This window comes from Sphingobacterium tenebrionis, assembly GCF_037126265.1.
Classification (GTDB): Bacteria; Bacteroidota; Bacteroidia; order Sphingobacteriales; family Sphingobacteriaceae; genus Sphingobacterium; species Sphingobacterium tenebrionis.
In genome coordinates, this window is record NZ_JAYLLN010000004.1 from 111860 (window position 1) to 130212 (window position 18353).

Consider the following 18353-nt stretch of genomic DNA (forward strand, 5'->3'; position numbering starts at 1 on the left):
TTAACGGTATAATGGTCCAAAGGCTTGGCAAGCGCGGTAATCGGATCCTTCTGAATCCATTCCATATGCTGCCCAGGTAGCTGGTCTAAATATTTTATCTTCCGCAACATTGTGCATACAAACCGGAATACGGAGAATGGATGCCATGGTAATCAGGTCTGCACCGATATGTCCATAGCTGATGGCGCCATGATTGGATCCCCAATTGGCCATCACAGAATATACGTCACGGAAAGCCCCTTGCCCCATGGTACGAGGGACAAACCAGGTGGTAGGCCAAGTTTTATCTGTCCTATCGTTTAATAATTGATGTACTTCATCTGGAAGGTCTATGGTCCACCCTTCGGCCAGTTGTAAGCTTGGGCCTAAACCTTTGATCAGGTTAACCCGGCACATGGTCACCGGCATACCGCCTTTGCTTAAAAAGTTGGAGGAATAACCACCACCGCGGAAGTAATCCCGATTTGCAGGATACCAGGTTGTGGCATCCAGGCAATCTTGCACCTCTTGCTGCGAGATTTCCCAATAGGGTTTAATGGCTGCTTGCCCATCTTTTGACTGACGTCCAGAACCATCCAAGGTAGCTGCACCTGAATTGATCAGGTGGATAAAGCCATCTTTTGCTCTTCCTTCCGGTTGCCATCCGCTTACCCGCTCGACGGCAGTTGGGCTCCAGTAGGTCCTTACATCAGCAAAAATCTGGGCGGTATTGGTGAGTAGATGATTAAAGGCCATGGAAACTCCATTCAAGGAATCGTTCTCCGTAGCGACCATATACGGTGCGCGGATACCGTTCCAATCGAAGGAAGAGGTCAGCATGGCTTCCGAGAAATCGCCATTCGGCAGGAAGTCTGTCCATTGCCGTTGACCTTGGAAACCGGAAATATATGCATGATGCCCCATCGCCTCCTCGGCATGGCCCATTTCCGCCAATTTTGGATTCCCTTGCATGAGGTCTCGGATGATCATGGTCATTTTGACCACAAACTCCCAGTCCTCATCCTTTTCCTGGCGGCTTTTTACCTTATGTGTTTGATTGAAATCCTCGCCTTCTTGGCAATGTTCCTTGGTCCAAGCAATGGCTCTTTCAAATTCTTGTTCATCGTATATTCCCAGTTGTATCCTGCGGAGAACTTCCGTCGAATCCACATATTCATTGCGCATTCCCAGGTATTCCTGAAAGAATTCCGCATTGACGATGGAACCGACAATCCCCATTGATACCGAACCAATGGAAAGGTAACTTTTGCCTCTTAAAAAGGCTACAGCAAGCCCGGCTTTGGCAAATGCCAATAATTTTTCTCTCACATCATCGGGGATGCTTGTATCCCCAAGGTCTTGTACATCATGTCCATAAATACTGAAAACAGGCAGGCCTTTCTGGTTATGTGCCGCAACGGTTGCAGCCAGATATACCGCACCTGGACGTTCTGTGCCATTAAAGCCCCAAATCGCTTTGGGACGTAAAGGGTCCATGTCCATTGTTTCGGAGCCATAACACCAGCATGGGGTTACAGAAAGTGAAACGCCGACCTGTTCCCTATCGAATTTCTCCTGGCAATCCGCTGCTTCTTTCACCCCACCGATACAAGTATCAGCGATGACGCAGGATACGCGTGTCCCGTCTAAATACTTTAATTCTTGTTCAAATAACTGTGCGACGGCTTTCGCCATATTCATGGTTGTTTCCTCCAAAGACTCCCTGATTCCTCCCCAGCGACCATCAATGATTGGACGGATTCCGATTTTAGGATAATTGTTCATATGTATTAATTTTTGAAGGCTGTACGGATATCGTTGATTTCTATCTGGAATAAACTTTTGATCAATTGATTGATCTCCTTTTTGTCACCCATAAAGTGGTAAACGGCATGCTGATGCGTGAGGCTTTCGTTCGGCTTTAAAAATGCTGCAGGAGAAACACTTTCGATCTCATAGAATGGTCCCATCTGACCGCCATCTGCTAATGGCCCATCGTTGTAGGCATTGACAGCATCGCCCACAAATGGATCTTTTTTGGTAGTCCATTCCTGGTTTAAGTAGGTTTTTGAAGGATCTAAACTGTATTTGGTAATGGTCAACACGCCACTTTCCAGGTCGTAACTTCCGGCAATCTGCTTAGCGCGCTGTGCCGTAAGTCCTAATTTACCACGGGATTTTCCATCCGCCTTAAAGAACAATACCCCTTGTTTATAGACGATTCTGTCGGTTGGAATCTCCCCAAAATAATCGGTCGTAGCAACCTTTCCGCTGGCGTTTTCCTGATAAGGAATGAGGATCACCGTTGAATCAGACGGGTTGAACATATCCAGGTTCCAAAGGCAGGGAGCTCCGGTTTCTTTTGTCCAAGCGGCTGAGCCTACATTGCTAATGGTATTTTGGGTAGTAAAAGCAACCGATTTCAAACCTGGGCTCAAACTGATGCCTAATTCCTTTTCAACCTCGGCATTTTCCAATATCCGCACCTTGCGTTGCAGCTTGATATCCAAAGGCGTACCTTTATAATTAGTTATCACACTGCGTTTCTCCATGTTGACTTCTTTGCTGTCTGCTGCGACCAGATCCCAGGCTTCGGTATCAATCGCAGCTGGAGTCTTCCAATTTTCGAAAACCATCTCCGTATCCTTTTTGAAATACAGAGAAAATGGTCCTCCTTCAGGGCCCAACCATAAGCGGTCTTCGCCACCATAGGCATTCATATGCGGATCTATTTCGGCATCGAAAGCCTTATAATTGACCCAACCAAAACTTTTCCCCTCCGCCCCATTGGCTGTGGAAGTAAAAACTTTTGCTTGATATTTCGCGGAAACAATGATTTGTCCCAATCCACTTTCGTTCTGCAACAAGATGACGGAATCATACTTATTCAAGAAATCCAGATCATAGCCAAAGCTTCCTTTTTCATAGCTTACTTTCATACTGTCTTGCTGATTTTCGGTCGTTTTTCCTGTTTTTTGTTGGCAAGCTGCCACCAACACGGTTATTCCGAAGAGAATACCAATTGCTATCGGATGTCTCATGCTCTTTTAATTTACTTCTAGATCATTTTTTACTGGAAGATTCGGGAATTTCTGATGGGGTTCGGACTGGTACCAGAAGGCCACGGATATCATATCTGATTTTTGTGGCAGATACCTTCCTTCAGAACGCCAGCCCAGATCTTGGATGGTGACCTTCAGATCACCTTCAAAACGAACGGGATCCATGATATGCCAGCGATACATCCCGAACCGTTGTTGTGATTCATATAGCCCATCCGGACGGATGACCTGATGTAATCCGGCATAAGCTGTGGAGTATTCCTGATATTGACGGGTAGCCTTATTCTCAAAATTATAGGACCCGCAGAAATAATCCTCCAATCCGGTACCTACGATAGTGGCATAATCCTTATCGCCATCCATAAAGAATTTGATCTCGCCTTCTCCCCACCAGCCTATGTTGTTCACACCGACTCCCAAATAGGTTCCAACGTACTGTCCTTTCCCTTTGATACCATCAATGATGGTATGCAGGGCTCCAGTAGTCGGGTTAGAACGACGATACTGTGCATGAAAATAACCTTCATTAGCATCCACTTCTGTCAAAGCATAATCGATCTGATAATACAGGTTCATCGGATCGGCACTGATATTCTCCATGGTAATCTTACAACTTTTGCGGAAAGGCATCTTCCAATAGGAATTGAAGGCGCTTCCCGGATTTACGGTCATGGCCAATGAATTTAAGGGAGCAAAACGGTTCCAGGCCATTCCAAAAAAAGGTCCTACCGGAGACTCTACCGATGGCGTGCTTTCGCCGTCCCAATAGATCCGGAATATGGTATGGTTCCAATTCCCTGTCGGAGTCATCCAGATATGTTGGATAACACCTGATTCGTTGATCTCTGCCATGGTGAAGGTTTCTCCAGGTTTAATGGTGATAAAGGGATTAACCTTCCAGCCCACCCCTAATTCCCGGGAAGCATGGTGTGCATTGGCCACATTTGGCTGACCAGCATGTTTTGTGGGATCTGCCATCCCCCCTTTTCCTTTCTCTCCGGTAAAGTTCTCCGGACTGATGGAACGGGTCTTGGCATCAGATAAACGGGACAAGGTGCCGAGGTTCATATCCACCCCATTAAATTTCTGCTCCTTCTGACCATAAACGAGTCCAGTGAATAATAAGGAGGCAATCAAAAGTTTAATTTTCATATCTTATTGATTAGTTGATTTTCGGTAACTGGTTATTTTTCTTTTCAATTTAAACCTTTTTTGTTTTGCTAATATGTTTTTGCAAAAATTAAAACAACAAATTCTGTTTAAACGTTTAAGCGATTAGCTAACAAATAGGGGATCAGCAGCTTACAATTAAAATAAAATTTCGGTATTGATCAGTTTATAATTCATACAAGTATAATGCTTAATCGATTAAAAGAAAAATATTTTTTTATCATTTTTCAATAATTTCTTGAAAAAATAAGTTCTAAGCACCTAGGAATAAGATTTTAAAGCACAAAAAAAATCCATAAGATCGTTTTCTTATGGATTTTGCAACAAAGGATTTTTAGTTCCTGTGTTAAATGCTTCGAATGTAAGCTGTTATTCCTTGATCAATGCCCTGTCCAGATGCACATAGCCCCCATCCACATGAATCAATTGTCCGGTGGTATGGCTAGACCTGTTGGACAACAGAAATATCGCCATATCCGCAATTTCCTCCACTGTCGTCATTCTGTTCTGAAAGGGGATCCGATCGGTAATCTTTTCCAACGTTTCTTCTGGGTTATCCAATGTCTGAATCCAACTTTCGTATTGCGGGGTCATGCTTTCTGCTACCACAATCGCGTTTACTCGGATTTCATCTTTCAGCAATTCTACCGCCCACTCCCGGGTCAGTGCATTCCTACCTCCGTTGGACGCTGCATAACCAGAGGTCCCTCCTTGTCCCGTCTCAGCGGTCTTGGAGCTGATGTTCAGGATACTTCCTTTGGAGGCCTTCAAAGCAAGAAGGCTATACTGTGCCATCAAAAAATAGTGGATCAGACTATTGTGCAGGGATTGCACAAAATCTTCATAAGTTCCGGTCGCCAAGCTGACGCCATCGTTTAATCCAGCATTATTAACCAAACCATCTATCCTTCCAAAAACTTCCATGACCTTATCCACAGCAGCTCTACACTCTTCTGGCCTACCCAGTTCAGCCTGAACGGCCAAAGCCTTTCCGCCCAAGGCCTCAACTTCTGCTTTAACCGCCTCGTTATCTTTATCTTTTCTGCCTACAATCACTGGAATCGCGCCTTCCTTGGCCAATGCCATCACAATCCCTTTCCCTATTCCTTTCGCTCCTCCGGTAACTATGACTACTTTATCTTTTAATTCTAAATCCATATGCAATTAGGTTAAACCATAGAATTTTACGGCATTATCTCCCCAGAAACCAGCCAATTCCTCTGGGCTAAAATCAGTTAATTTGTCGGACACGATATGGATGGTATCCTTGAAAGATCCCGCCAATAAACATACTGGCCAATCTGATCCAAAAACCAGCCTATCTTTGCCAAAACATTGAATCACATGGGCAATATACTGGGTAAAATGATCCAGTTTCCAATGTTTCCAATCGGCCTCCGTCCCCAGTCCTGATACTTTACAATGTACATTCGGATGGGCCGCCAATTTTTCAATGAACGCTGCCCAATCGCTGAACTCCTGGCTTTTGATCGGAGGTTTGGCGATATGATCCAGCATAAATGCTTGTTTTGGATTGGCTGCTACACATTTCAGGGTACTTTCATAATGCCAAGGCTTGATCAAGAGGTCATAGGTATAACCATATTGAGTCAATGCGGCAATCCCCCTCAGAAAAGCATCCTTATGTAGGTAATCCGGATCGGATTCGCCTTCCACAATATGTCTGAACCCTTTAACCTTCGGAAACTGCTTAAAATGGTTCAACTGCTCTTCAACCTGCTCCGATTGCAGATCTACCCAACCTACAATTCCCTTGATCAATGCATAAACCTGGGAAAGCTCCAATAAAAACTCCGTCTCCCGGAGGCTTTGATCCGCTTGGACCGCCACAACACCGTCAAAACCATTGTTTTTTAAGGTCTGACCAATATCGTTCGGAAGGAAATTCCGTTGGATGACTTCCATCTCTGAAGTAATCCAGGCATCCTTTACCGGCTCATATAACCAAAAATGTTGGTGTGCATCAATCCTCATACCTATCCATTTTATTTTCTTTCATAGGCAACCACCGTTTGGCGTTGCACTCCTAAATAATCTGCTCCCAGTTCCATCACATCCCCAGGTTTCAGGTAGATCGCTGGATTGAACCCAAGGCCAACCCCTGCAGGTGTACCTGTTGAGATCACATCCCCAGGTAATAAGGTCATAAACTGCGAAACATAAGAAACCAAAGCCGGCACCTTAAAGATCAGGTTCGATGTATTTCCATTCTGGTACACCTTGTCATTTACTTTTAACCAAAGTGCCACCTTATTGATATCCGGAATCTCATCCGCTGTGGTCATGAATGGACCCATCGGCGCAAAAGTATCACAACCTTTACCCTTATCCCAGGTTCCCCCTCTTTCCAACTGGTATTCCCTTTCGGAAACATCATTGTGCAACACATAACCTGCCACATAATCCAAGGCTTCACTTTCTTCCACGTAACTTGCCTTTTTACCGATCACGATACAGAATTCCACTTCCCAATCGGTTTTAACAGAGTTTCTAGGGATCATCACCTCATCATTCGGGCCGATCAATGCCGTGGTGGATTTCATAAAGATGATAGGTTCTTCCGGAATCTTAGCCCCGGTTTCCTCAGCATGGTCTCTATAATTCAAGCCAATGCATACAATTTTCGATGGTCTAGCAAATGGAGCCCCCAGACGTACATCCGCAGGCAACTCAATCAACTCTCCTTCATTGGCCTTCACAAACTCTTCCAATCGTGCCAAACCATTCTCTGCGAAAAAGGATTCATCATAATCCCCTCCAAATGCAGAAACATCATAATTCTTACCCCCGATATGTACACCTATCTGCTCTTTTCCAGCCTCACCGTATTTTATTAGTCTCATGTTTTTTTAGTATTTAGTAGTTAGTAGTTAGTATTAAGACCTATGGTCTGATAACTTTTCCTATAATCAATTGTCTATTGTCTAAACTCTATTATCTATAATCTGATATCTATCATCTACCATCAATTATTCAGCTTAATGAATCCGCCATCTATAGGGTAGTCATTTCCAGTGATGAAGGCGGCGTCATCTGAACATAGGAACAAAGCCAATTTAGCGATTTCGGCTGGTTGTCCCATGCGGCCGATGGGCTGGGATTTGGATAGTTTATCGAACATTTCCTCCTCTTGTCCGGGGTAGTTTTTGGCAATGAAGCCATCAACAAATGGCGTATGCACGCGGGCTGGCGATATCGAATTTGATCGGATGTTATAGGCCATATAATCCCGGGCTACGGAAAGGTTCATGGCAAAGATAGCCCCTTTGCTCATGGAATAGGCAAAACGGTCGCTGATGCCTACTACGGCTGCAATGGATGCCAAATTGAGGATGGCACCTCCGCCATTGGCTTTCATAGCTGGAATTACCGCATACAAGGCATTATAAGCCCCTTTAACATTCACCTGATAAACCCTATCAAAATCAGCTTCCGCGCAGTGTTCCAGATCCCCTACATGGGCGATACCTGCATTGTTCACTAATATATCCACTCGCCCGATCTTCGCCACGATATCAATAACCTCTTGTTGGATCGAAACATTGCCAATATGAATATCGCATTTCCCTCCTTTAGATTCGATTGCTGCTTTCGTTGCTTCGGCTCCTTCGGCATTTAAATCCAAGATATGGACATGGGCACCTTCTGCACCGAACAATTCCGAAATTGCTCTACCAATACCACTACCACCCCCGGTTACCAACGCTACTTTGTCTTTTATTTTAGACATAACTATTTAATTTTATTTTTATTACAATATCTAATTAAAGCGAAACTCCACGACGCCAAGGAATGAAATCATCCTGACCCATCAACACCGCTTTCGCTTTTATTTCGCCACTTGCCACCTGTATCACATAGTCCAGGATCCGGTGGGCGGCTTCGGCAATACTTTCCTCCCCGTCGATAATCGTCCCACAGTTCAGGTCGATGATGTCCGCCATCTTCTCATAGATCTTGGTATTGGAGGATACCTTGATCACCGGAGCAATCGGGTTTCCAGTAGGAGTTCCCAATCCGGTCGTGAACAGGACAACATTGGCACCTGCTGCAACTTCTGCCGTGGTACTTTCCACATCATTTCCCGGAGTGCATAAAAGATTCAAGCCTTTTTGATTCGCCAATTCTGGATAGTCTACCACCGCAGTCACCGGCGATGTACCACCTTTTTTGGCTGCTCCGGCCGATTTTATGGCATCTGTGATCAGTCCATCACGGATATTTCCAGGTGAAGGGTTCATGTAGAAACCTGAACCATCTGCCTCTGCCTTAGCATTGTATACCTTCATCAACTGCATGAACCGTTCCGCCATTTCCTCGTTCAGGCAACGATCGCTCAGCTCTTGCTCCACCCCACATAGTTCCGGGAATTCCGATAGGATAACCGATCCCCCTAAACTGATCAGCATGTCGGAAATATACCCCAAAGTAGGATTGGCGGAGATCCCAGAGAATCCATCCGATCCACCACATTCCAAGCCGATGCATAGTTTATCCAAACCCGCAGGTTCCCTTTTCAGTTGATCGGCCTGCACCAATCCTGAGAAAGTGGCTTTAATGGCCTTCTGCATCAAATCCTGCTCGGTTCCTTCCAATTGTTGTTCAAAAACATATAAAGGTTTGTCAAAATGGGGGTCACGCTTTAGGATTTCTGCTTTCAGAATGGAAGCTTGCGCATGTTGGCATCCCAAACTCAATACGGTTGCCCCGGCCACATTCGGATGGGTAATATAACCTGCCAAGAGGCCACAAAGGGCATCTGAATCCATTCTGGTACCGCCGCATCCCATATCATGGTTCAGGAATTTAACCCCATCCACATTCGGGAATAGCCTTTTCTGCTCCTGGTTGATGGTTCCAGCACTCAGATCCAGGTTCAACAGGTCATCTACGGAAGCGCCAGCCTTATATCGTTCGATAAGGTGGTCTACTTCATTAGAATAATCCTTTGATTGCACCTGATAACCCAGTTTCTCCTCCAAAGCAGTCTTCAACGTCAATACATTTCTATTCTCGCAGAAAACCAATGGGATAACCAACCAATGATTGGCCGTACCTACGGTACCATTACTTCTATGAAATCCCTGGAAAGTCCGACCTTCAAAGGCGGACACATCAGGCCTTTCCCAATCCAACTTACGGGCAGCCAGTTTGAATGGCTCCGCAGCATGCCGGAGGTTCTCGGTGCTCAGCAATGTTCCTTCCAAAAGATCTTCATTAACCTTCCCTACCAAAACCCCATACATATACACCTCCTCGTCCTTCAACATGGGGTTTAACGTAAATTTATGTTTCGCTTTCACCGCTTGGCGAAGGGAGAATTCCTTTCCCCCAAACCCGATCGATTCACCCTCCGAAAGGTCCCTAAGCGCAACCAGCACATTATCCTTCGGATGAATCTGCAAGTACGCTACATTCTTTTTATTCATGATATCTATAACTCAAATATTTTATCCATTAATACCCATTTCTCTCCTGGTTTTGCGCCCGGAATGGCCTGCTGGTATTTCCACATCAAGGATTCCCAATCCTGCACATGCGGGTTCTGAGCATCCATTTCCCCCTTGCGCTCGAAACTAAACTGATCATCTACCTCCATGATCATAAATAACCTATTTTCAAAACGATATATCTGCATGGATATTACCCCAGCATCCTGTATCGACTGTTGGATTTCCGTAGGAATCCGCTCATGGTAGGTCTCATATTCCTTAATCAGAACTGGATCATTTACCAGATCCAGTGCTAACGCATATTTTCTATTCTTCATACCCATTAATGATTTTTGGTGGAGATGACCTGTTCGCCAGATTTATTATTCAGGGCAAACAAGACCACCACAAAGAAACAAACTAAAACAACAAAATACCCATATTGCATATGGCCGGTGCTATCCGAAATATAGCCTAATAAGGGCGGAAAAATGGCACCACCAACAATCGCCATGATGATCAGACTGGATGCCGATTTGGTATCCCCGCCGATTCCTTCCACACCCATCGCAAATATCGTTGGGAACATAATGGACATGAAAAAGGCAATCGCCACCATGCTGTAGAGTGCAACCATGCCAGAAGCGAATATACTGATCAGTGTTAAGATACAGGCTATCACCGCATAGATCAACAACAATTTGGATGGCAGGATATAACGCATCAAAAAAGTGCCCAAGAAACGACCGATAACGATCAAAAGACCAGCGATAGCGGCATAATCCTTCGCATCAAAAGCCTGTATCCCAGCTACCTCCGTAGCAAAGAGAATGATAAAGCTCAGGACACAGATCTGGGCACCCACATAGAAGAATTGGGCAATCACGGCCCAACGCACATTCTTATGACGGAATGCGGACCATACACTGGCATTGGAATCCCCCTCCTCTTTTGCTTCAGGGAGTTTGATCAGGGCAAACAACAAAGCCGCCAATAAAATAACACAACCCAATACGATATAAGGCCCTTTTACAATGGCCGTTTCTGCCTGGATATAGGCCGTTCTGGCTGTTTCATCCAACGCAGCAACTTCCTCATGGCTTAATGGTGGTTTTGCCAAAATAATGTACCCGCCCAATAAAGGAGCAACAAAGGAAGCCAAACCATTGAAAGACTGGGCAAAATTCAACCGTTGGGTAGCTTTGCTCGGATCCCCTAGAACGGTCATATAAGGATTGGCTGCAGTTTCCAGGATCGTGATCCCACAAGCCAAGACAAATAACGCCATCAGAAAGAACAGATAACTCATGGTATTGGCGGCAGGTACGAACAGGAAACAACCGACAGCAAATAATAACAAACCGATCAAGATGGCGGTTTTGTACCCATATTTTTTCATGAAAATCCCTGCGGGTATGGCCATGACGAAATAAGCCACAAAAACGGCCGAATCGATCAGTGAAGCCTGTAAATGGCTCAGACTGAACGCGCTCCGAAGATGCGCAATCAAAATCGGATCCAGGTTATGGATAAATCCCCAAAAGAAGAACAGGGATGTGATTAAGATAATAGCCAATGTATTATTTGCTTTGCTCATAGATGGTTTTTATTGGAAGACCTAAATAAGCGATTAAATTGCAGAATGGAGTGAAGAAAATTACCTTTTTTATAAACTATATTATCATTTGATGCGAATGATATTGATAAAAAATGAATAAATTAGTCAATTATGATCATCAAGCAGCTCGAAGTTCCCAAGCAGTACAACGAAAGTTTCCAGATCCGAAGAGATTATGCTCCGCGGCATCATCAGATATGGCATTACCACGATGAGCTGGAAATTGTACACATTTTAAAAGGCTCTGGGACACTTTTTATCGGAGACAGGATAAAACCTGTTCAACCTGGAGAAACGGTTCTTATACCTGCGCAGATTGCCCATTATTGGCTCTTTGAAGAGGATGTTGTGGACAATCCAGAACCTCATGCTATTGATTGCCTGGTCATCCACTTCAAAAAAGATCTCGGAATCGAACGGTTCTTTTCCACCCCCGAACTGCTTGAAATCAAAACCCTGATCGATCAATCCGAACGCGGTTATTTTTTTGATTCGAATTCTTATACGGCAATCCAACCCCTATTCGAGCACATGCTGGTCAACCAAGGCTTGGATCGCTTCATCGCGTTCCTGAAATTCCTTAGCCTGATGCAGAACAGCCCAAAAGAAGAGCTTACCTCCGAAAATTATTCCATACTCCATCAATCGGAAGACCAGTTCCGGATGAACAGTTTGATGGAATACCTGCGGGAAAACTATAAGCAAAAGATCAAATTAGCGGATCTGGCGGGATTGGCTGGCTTGACCGAAAACTCTTTCTGTCGGTATTTCAAACAAAAAACCGGCAAGACGCCGGTTCAGTTCATTACAGAATTACGCATTTCCCATGCCTGCAGTCAGCTGAGGAACAGCAAACTATCCCTGAAGGAAATCTGTTACGATAGTGGTTTCAATAATTTTGTGAGCTTCCACAAAAACTTTAAAAGCATCATCGGACAGACCCCATTGCAGTTCAGACAGGCATAGCAGGACGTCTATGCATATGTTTTCTTGGATTTCAATACCATGAAACCAATGATACCCGCCAATAAAGAAGTGATCAAAATGGATAGTTTTGCTTCTGAAATACTCAACGGATCCTTAAACGAGAGGATCGCGATGAAAATGGACATGGTAAAACCGATACCTGCCAATAGACCTACCCCCAATACATGACGCCAAGTACTTCCTTCCGGCAGGCTGCTCAACTTTAATTTTGTACATAGGTAGGAAGTCAGTAGAATACCGACTGGTTTTCCAAGCAATAATCCCAAGGAAATACCCAAACCTAAGGAAGAGGTCAGACCGCCGATCATTTCGCTTTCCAAGGTGATATTGGTATTGGCAAAGGCAAAAAGCGGAATGATCAGGAAGTTCACCGGTTTGCTCAGGGCATGCTCCAATCTTTCCAATGGAGATTCTACATCCGTATCGTTTGTCGGGATGGTCATAGCCACCAAAACCCCTGCTATGGTAGCGTGAATACCGGAATGATGGATAAAATACCAGATGAATACACCCGGAATAAGGTATAGATAAGGATTCTGTATATTTAATCGGTTCATGATGATCAGGATCAACAGACCACCTAAGGCGTATAGCAGATAAGACACTTCGATACCAGAGGAATAGAAAAATGCGATAACCAAAATAGCGATCAAATCATCCACGATGGCCAAAGCCGCCAAAAAGATCTTCAGGCTACTTGGCACCTGTTTCCCCAACATACCGATCACGGCCAGTGCAAAGGCTATATCGGTCGCCATCGGGATTCCCCAACCACTAGCTGTTTCTTGACCTGCATTAAAGCCTACATAGATCAATGCCGGAACAACGGCACCACCAATCGCACACAAAATAGGTAATGAGGCCTTTTTAGGCGAAGAAAGCTCCCCTTCCACAATTTCCCTTTTGATTTCCAGACCTACCAATAAAAAGAATATGGCCATTAATCCATCATTAATCCATAACAATACGGAATACCGGAGGTGGATGCTCTCATTTTCAAATCCCAGCTGTCGGTCCAACAAGGTCTGGAGCGATCCTGCCAGCGGTGAATTCGCCACGATCATGGAAAATATCACACAGATGAATAAGAGAATACCCCCTGCATTACTCGATTGGAAGAAATTTTTGAATGCATTCAGATTAATCAATTTTGCCATACTGTTTCCTTAATAGTTAATTATCCTATAAATTTTATTTATATATTTTGAGGTAGATTATTCGATTTACTCTCGAATACGGCTAAAATATGGAATCTCCTTAGCATACATCAGAATTATTGCATAGATAATATCTATAATTTAATATCCATGATATAACCAAACAAAAAGGCCAGAGCAAAATGCTCTGGCCTTTGAAAATCCCCTTTTATAAAGTAAGGTTAACCTCTACTGTTATAATTTGGCGCCTCTTTGGTGATCTGGATATTGTGAGGATGAGACTCTCTCAAACCAGCTCCTGTGATACGCACGAATTTAGCTTCTTGTAATTTTTCGATGGTCGCTGCACCGCAATAACCCATGGAAGCACGCAATCCACCAATATATTGGTAAACCACTTCAGCCAATGTACCTTTATATGGAACACGTCCAACAATACCTTCAGGTACCAATTTTTTGATATCGTCTTCCACATCCTGGAAATACCTGTCTTTGGAACCTTTTTCCATAGCTTCCACTGATCCCATTCCGCGGTAGGACTTAAATTTACGGCCTTCCAACAAAATGGTCTCTCCAGGTGCTTCCTCTACGCCGGCAAATAAAGAACCTGCCATAATCGTGTGTGCTCCTGCTGCAATAGCTTTGGCGATATCACCTGTTTGTTTGATCCCTCCATCAGCGATCAAAGGAACTCCAGTTCCTTTCAATGCTTTTGCCACTTCGTATACAGCATATAATTGAGGAACACCAACACCTGCAATAATACGGGTGGTACAGATCGAACCTGGACCAATACCTACTTTAACAGCATCGGCACCAGCATCAGCCAACATTTTAGCCGCATCTCCCGTAGCGATATTACCTACGATAACCTGTAGGTCCGGATATTTTGACTTAACTTCTTTTAATTTATTAACTACACCCAAAGAATGTCCATGGGCCGTATCGATCGTGATCACATCTACCCCAGCCTTCACCAAGGCATCCACACGTTCGATGGTATCAGCCGTTACACCTACTGCTGCACCAACCAACAATCTTCCATGTTCGTCCTTTGCGGCATTTGGGTAATGCTTATATTTTTGGATATCCTTAAAGGTAATCAATCCTTTAAGCATCCCATTGGTATCAACTACCGGTAATTTTTCAATTTTGTGGTTCTGTAGGATTTCCTCCGCCTTGATCAAGTCAGTACCTTCTGGAGCAACTACCAAATTTGTTTTGGTCATCAGCTCACTGATCGGTCTTGCCATATCCTTTTGGAAACGAAGGTCACGGTTGGTCACAATCCCTACCAATTTGGCTTCCAGATTGATCACTGGAATACCACCGATCTTATGGTCACGCATGATCTGGAAGGCATCACCCACTGTCGCTGTCTCCAATAAGGTAACAGGATCTTGGATCATACCGCTCTCCGAGCGCTTAACCTTGCGAACTTCCGCAGCTTGTTCTGCGATCGTCATATTTTTATGTAGCATCCCAATACCACCGGCCTGCGCGATCGCGATCGCAAGATCAGCTCCAGTTACAGTGTCCATCGCTGCGGACACCAAAGGGATGTTTAATTTGATTTTTTTAGTTAGAAAGGTACTGGTGTCTACGTCACGAGGCAATATTTCAGAATAAGCTGGAATCAAAAGTACATCGTCGTAGGTAAGTCCTTCTTGTACGAATTTTTGTGGATCTAATTGCATAGCAAATAATAATGGGGTTTCCTATTTGCGAGGCAAATCTACGGAAAATCTCTGATTTTAGCAAAATAAATAAAAGGCCGAAACGAATTAAATGACATTAAAATTAGTTTTACTGTTTTTTGGCAAACTATTTGCTTAGATTGAAATGAAATAACTGTACAATATTCACATTTTGATAATGTATGGTTAATGGAAAACATAAATTAATTCACATGAAAAAATTATTTTTATCTCTATTTGCAGTTTCAGCTTTAACATTTGCTGCTAACGAAGCGCAAGCTCAAACACCTTACAAATCAGCATTGGGTATCGTTTTCGACGGTTACGATGGTTCTAACGTAGGTATTCAGTACAAAACAGCATTAACAAATGTTTCAGCTTTACAATTGCAGGCTGCATTCCGTAACCACTGGGTTTCTTTCGGAGCAGATTGGCAATATGAAAAAGCTATCCCTAATGCAGACGGTTTAGCATGGTACGCGGGTGTTGGTGCTCAAGTTGGTATCTGGAGTCACGATGGTAACTCTTCTACTAGCTTCGGTATCCGTCCTCAAGTTGGTTTAGAGTACAAAATCCCTACTATTCCAATCGCTATGCACTTAGACTACAAACCATACTTAGGTTTGAATAATGACACTGGTTTCGATGGCGGTGGTTTCACTTTCGGTGTGAAATTCGTATTGAAATAAGTCTACCAAAAAGAAAAACAAATGGCGGCCAATGGCCGCCATTTTTGTTTTAAAAGGTCGGTTTGGCATCGCTGTGAAAGTAGGGTGAAAGCATGGTGAAAGTATGCTTTTCCTATGCTAAGCATACAAAAACCTGCTTTAAACATACTATAACCTTGTTTTTACCCCGAAAACAGCCTTTTAGGTTAGGAATTTAAAAGAGAAAATAAACTAATTTTCTAGTTAAATTTTCGTTATTTAGCTAGGTAAATTGTAGCAGCTTCCCTAAAAGAACCGTTGAGTCTTATTACATGAACAGAAAAAAAGTCCTTTATTTCATGCCCGATAACCCGATGAAGGGTCATGCAGGAAATATTTCGAGATGCCGACAGATGCTATCTTTCTTCAATGAGCGCGACAGCATGTTCGAAACTGACTTTGTGTCTGAGCATATCTGGGGCGACTGGGATCAGGAATCGGAGATAAAATTCCATCAAAAATATCCCAAGCTGGGCCTGGAGCTTATTCAACGAAAAATCAAGCGGGATAATCTTCTGGGTTATCTATTCCGTTATAAAATCCCAAATTTTCTGCATAGGCTATTCTATCAGAACCGAATTGATTTGACTACCCTGTTGATGCATCGGACGTTTCGGAAGGTGCTGTCCAAAAAAAAATACGACATAGTCATCATTTCTTATGCCCAATGGGGAACACTTATTAAAAACCTACCCTATCGCGCCTATACCATTAACGACACCCACGATTTTATTTCTTTGCAAAAGGAGTCTGACCTTGACCATCCTGCAAAATCGGGAAAAAACCTCCGGGATGAATTTCGCATCCTGAAAACTTTCGACTGCATCTGGACCTTTTCGGTGGAAGAACAATTTATGTTCAGCCAGGTGGTCAATAACCCCGTCAAGCTGATCCCGATCGGTTACCCCTTATTTCCCGAACAGGCAGAACAATCTTTCAGGTATGATCTGATCTATGTGGCTAGCAATAATCCCCATAATATAAAAGGCATCAACTGGTTTATCAAAGAGGTACTGCCGCTATTAAAGAATATCCGAATTGCGGTAATCGGTAAAATAGCGCAGCACGTCGTAGACCATCCCTCTATCCATAAACTTGGCTTTGTAGATGACCTGGAAGAAGCTTATCAATCCTCCAAGGTTTCGATCTGCCCCATGTTAAGTGGAACGGGGATCAAGATCAAAGTTCTGGAATCCCTTTCCATGGGTATTCCCGTTGTTACAAATTCCTATGGCGTAACGGGCCTGGTGAATAAAATAAATAATGGCTGTTTGGTAAGTGATGAACCGCAGGAATTTGCTGATCATATCCAGAAACTGCTAGAAAACGAGCCTTTCCGACAAGCTATTGCACAGCAAGGACGGGAATTAATGAAATCATTTTATAATTTAGCCCAGGAAGAAAAAGTACTTATGGATTCTTTATTGGATCCATTCAATAAGAAATAATGAAAGTTGTATTCGATACAGAGCGAATGAAATATGCGCATACCGGTTTATACCATTATTGTTTAAACCTGGGTAATGCACTTTTAACCGCTAAACCATCCCATGCCGATCTCTATTTTTACCACAACGAGAAATCGCCCTTGGTATTTGGCGAGGATAAAAACTACATCCGTCAGAAATCGATACAGAAATTCCTAAAACCTAGCTGGAAAGGGTATGATGTCTATCATGCGAATTTCCAATTATCCCCTTACCTACCGAACAAAGGAAAATGCAAAGTCGTACTTACCATACATGACCTTAATTTCATTGCGGAAGGAAAATCACCGGAGAAAGTCAAGAAGTACCTCGCAAAGGTACAACGGAATATCGACCGTGCTGATGCGGTTGTAGCGATCTCCAAATTTGTGAAGGAAGATGTAGAAAAGCATTGCGACCTGAAGGGAAAAGAAATCCAGGTGATCTATAACGGTAGTACGATCGATGCTTCCAAGATCAATTTGGCCAGTCCAAACTCCCCTATAGATGGTCCTTTTATGTTCAGCATAGGAACCATCGCGCGAAAAAAGAATTTCCATGTCCTACCCTATCTTTTGGTAGGAAACGACTATAAATTGGTCATCAGTGGTATTGTACAGGAAGAGAACTACCAGGAAGAAATCCTGCAAATTGCTAAAGAGCTACAGGTAGAAGACCGTGTACTGCTCACCGGCCCCATTTCGGAAGAAGAAAAATACAGTTACCTAAAGCATTGCAGCCTATTTGTATTTCCTTCCATTGCCGAAGGTTTTGGCCTTCCGGTGATCGAAGCGATGACCTTTGGTAAAAAAGTACTGCTCTCCACCTACACCAGTTTACCGGAGGTTGGTGGTCCGGAAGCCTTTTACCTGGAGTCGGTGGACAAGGATTACCTGATGGCATTTGGAGCCGAACGCTTGAAAAGCATTATAGCATCTGCGGATCGTTCCAATGAAATTAAGGCTTGGGCATCCCAATTTACCTGGGACAAGGCGGCCGCAGAATATTGGCAAATTTACCAATCCATTTAATCCAAGTAGATCAGGAGATAAGGTCA

At 43.7% G+C, this 18353-nt stretch carries 16 protein-coding genes; 4 read left to right on the forward strand and 12 right to left on the reverse strand.

The window, feature by feature from the left end:
- From VJ786_RS03235 to fucP, 10 genes are all read right to left on the reverse strand, one after another.
- Window positions 1-1764: an L-fucose isomerase gene (locus VJ786_RS03235; protein ID WP_134776820.1), complete on the reverse strand. Its 1764-nt coding sequence runs from the start codon at window positions 1762-1764 to the stop codon at window positions 1-3.
- A gap of 5 nt (window positions 1765-1769) precedes the next feature.
- On the reverse strand, window positions 1770-3020 hold the full coding sequence (locus VJ786_RS03240) for a DUF6786 family protein (RefSeq protein WP_209023113.1): 1251 nt from the start codon (window positions 3018-3020) through the stop codon (window positions 1770-1772).
- 6 nt (window positions 3021-3026) lie between these two features.
- A complete protein-coding gene (locus VJ786_RS03245) occupies window positions 3027-4193 on the reverse strand; it encodes a glycoside hydrolase family 172 protein (RefSeq protein WP_134776821.1) in 1167 nt (388 codons plus the stop codon).
- 387 nt (window positions 4194-4580) lie between these two features.
- On the reverse strand, window positions 4581-5369 hold the full coding sequence (locus tag VJ786_RS03250; protein WP_134776822.1) for an L-fucose dehydrogenase: 789 nt from the start codon (window positions 5367-5369) through the stop codon (window positions 4581-4583).
- A 6-nt stretch (window positions 5370-5375) separates the two neighbouring features.
- Entirely contained in the window at window positions 5376-6206 is an 831-nt protein-coding gene (locus VJ786_RS03255) for an amidohydrolase family protein (RefSeq protein WP_134776823.1), read from the reverse strand.
- Window positions 6207-6217: 11 nt separating this feature from the next.
- Entirely contained in the window at window positions 6218-7075 is an 858-nt protein-coding gene (locus VJ786_RS03260; protein WP_134776824.1) for a fumarylacetoacetate hydrolase family protein, read from the reverse strand.
- A gap of 122 nt (window positions 7076-7197) precedes the next feature.
- Window positions 7198-7962, reverse strand: a complete 765-nt coding sequence (locus tag VJ786_RS03265) for an SDR family NAD(P)-dependent oxidoreductase (RefSeq protein ID WP_134776825.1) — start codon at window positions 7960-7962, stop codon at window positions 7198-7200.
- A 34-nt stretch (window positions 7963-7996) separates the two neighbouring features.
- Window positions 7997-9661: a UxaA family hydrolase gene (locus VJ786_RS03270; RefSeq protein WP_134776826.1), complete on the reverse strand. Its 1665-nt coding sequence runs from the start codon at window positions 9659-9661 to the stop codon at window positions 7997-7999.
- Between the two features lie 5 nt (window positions 9662-9666).
- Window positions 9667-10002, reverse strand: coding sequence for an L-rhamnose mutarotase (locus VJ786_RS03275; protein ID WP_134776827.1), 336 nt, complete (start codon window positions 10000-10002; stop codon window positions 9667-9669).
- A gap of 5 nt (window positions 10003-10007) precedes the next feature.
- Window positions 10008-11261, reverse strand: a complete 1254-nt coding sequence (gene fucP, locus VJ786_RS03280; protein ID WP_134776828.1) for an L-fucose:H+ symporter permease — start codon at window positions 11259-11261, stop codon at window positions 10008-10010.
- Window positions 11262-11393: 132 nt separating this feature from the next.
- Here fucP and VJ786_RS03285 point away from each other — a divergent pair, with 132 nt between their 5' ends.
- A complete protein-coding gene (locus tag VJ786_RS03285; protein ID WP_099367353.1) occupies window positions 11394-12248 on the forward strand; it encodes a helix-turn-helix domain-containing protein in 855 nt (284 codons plus the stop codon).
- Between the two features lie 8 nt (window positions 12249-12256).
- Here VJ786_RS03285 and nhaA read toward each other — a convergent pair whose 3' ends face one another.
- Both nhaA and guaB read right to left on the reverse strand, forming a co-directional pair.
- Window positions 12257-13426 carry a Na+/H+ antiporter NhaA gene (gene nhaA / locus VJ786_RS03290; protein WP_099367352.1) on the reverse strand — a complete coding sequence of 390 codons (1170 nt, stop codon included), beginning with the start codon at window positions 13424-13426 and terminating at the stop codon, window positions 12257-12259.
- Between the two features lie 221 nt (window positions 13427-13647).
- The gene (guaB, locus tag VJ786_RS03295; RefSeq protein ID WP_099367351.1) at window positions 13648-15123 is read right to left on the reverse strand and encodes an IMP dehydrogenase; all 1476 of its coding nucleotides are present in this window, start codon (window positions 15121-15123) and stop codon (window positions 13648-13650) included.
- 212 nt (window positions 15124-15335) lie between these two features.
- On the opposite strand from guaB, the gene VJ786_RS03300 reads away from it, so the two are divergent.
- The 3 genes from VJ786_RS03300 to VJ786_RS03310 all read left to right on the forward strand — a co-directional run bounded on the left by VJ786_RS03300 (window position 15336) and on the right by VJ786_RS03310 (window position 18327).
- Entirely contained in the window at window positions 15336-15812 is a 477-nt protein-coding gene (locus VJ786_RS03300; RefSeq protein ID WP_134776829.1) for a hypothetical protein, read from the forward strand.
- A gap of 290 nt (window positions 15813-16102) precedes the next feature.
- Window positions 16103-17278, forward strand: a complete 1176-nt coding sequence (locus tag VJ786_RS03305) for a glycosyltransferase (protein WP_099367865.1) — start codon at window positions 16103-16105, stop codon at window positions 17276-17278.
- Entirely contained in the window at window positions 17278-18327 is a 1050-nt protein-coding gene (locus tag VJ786_RS03310; protein WP_134776830.1) for a glycosyltransferase family 4 protein, read from the forward strand. Before VJ786_RS03305 ends, VJ786_RS03310 begins: the two co-directional genes overlap by 1 nt.
- The last annotated feature ends 26 nt before the right edge of the window (window positions 18328-18353 follow it).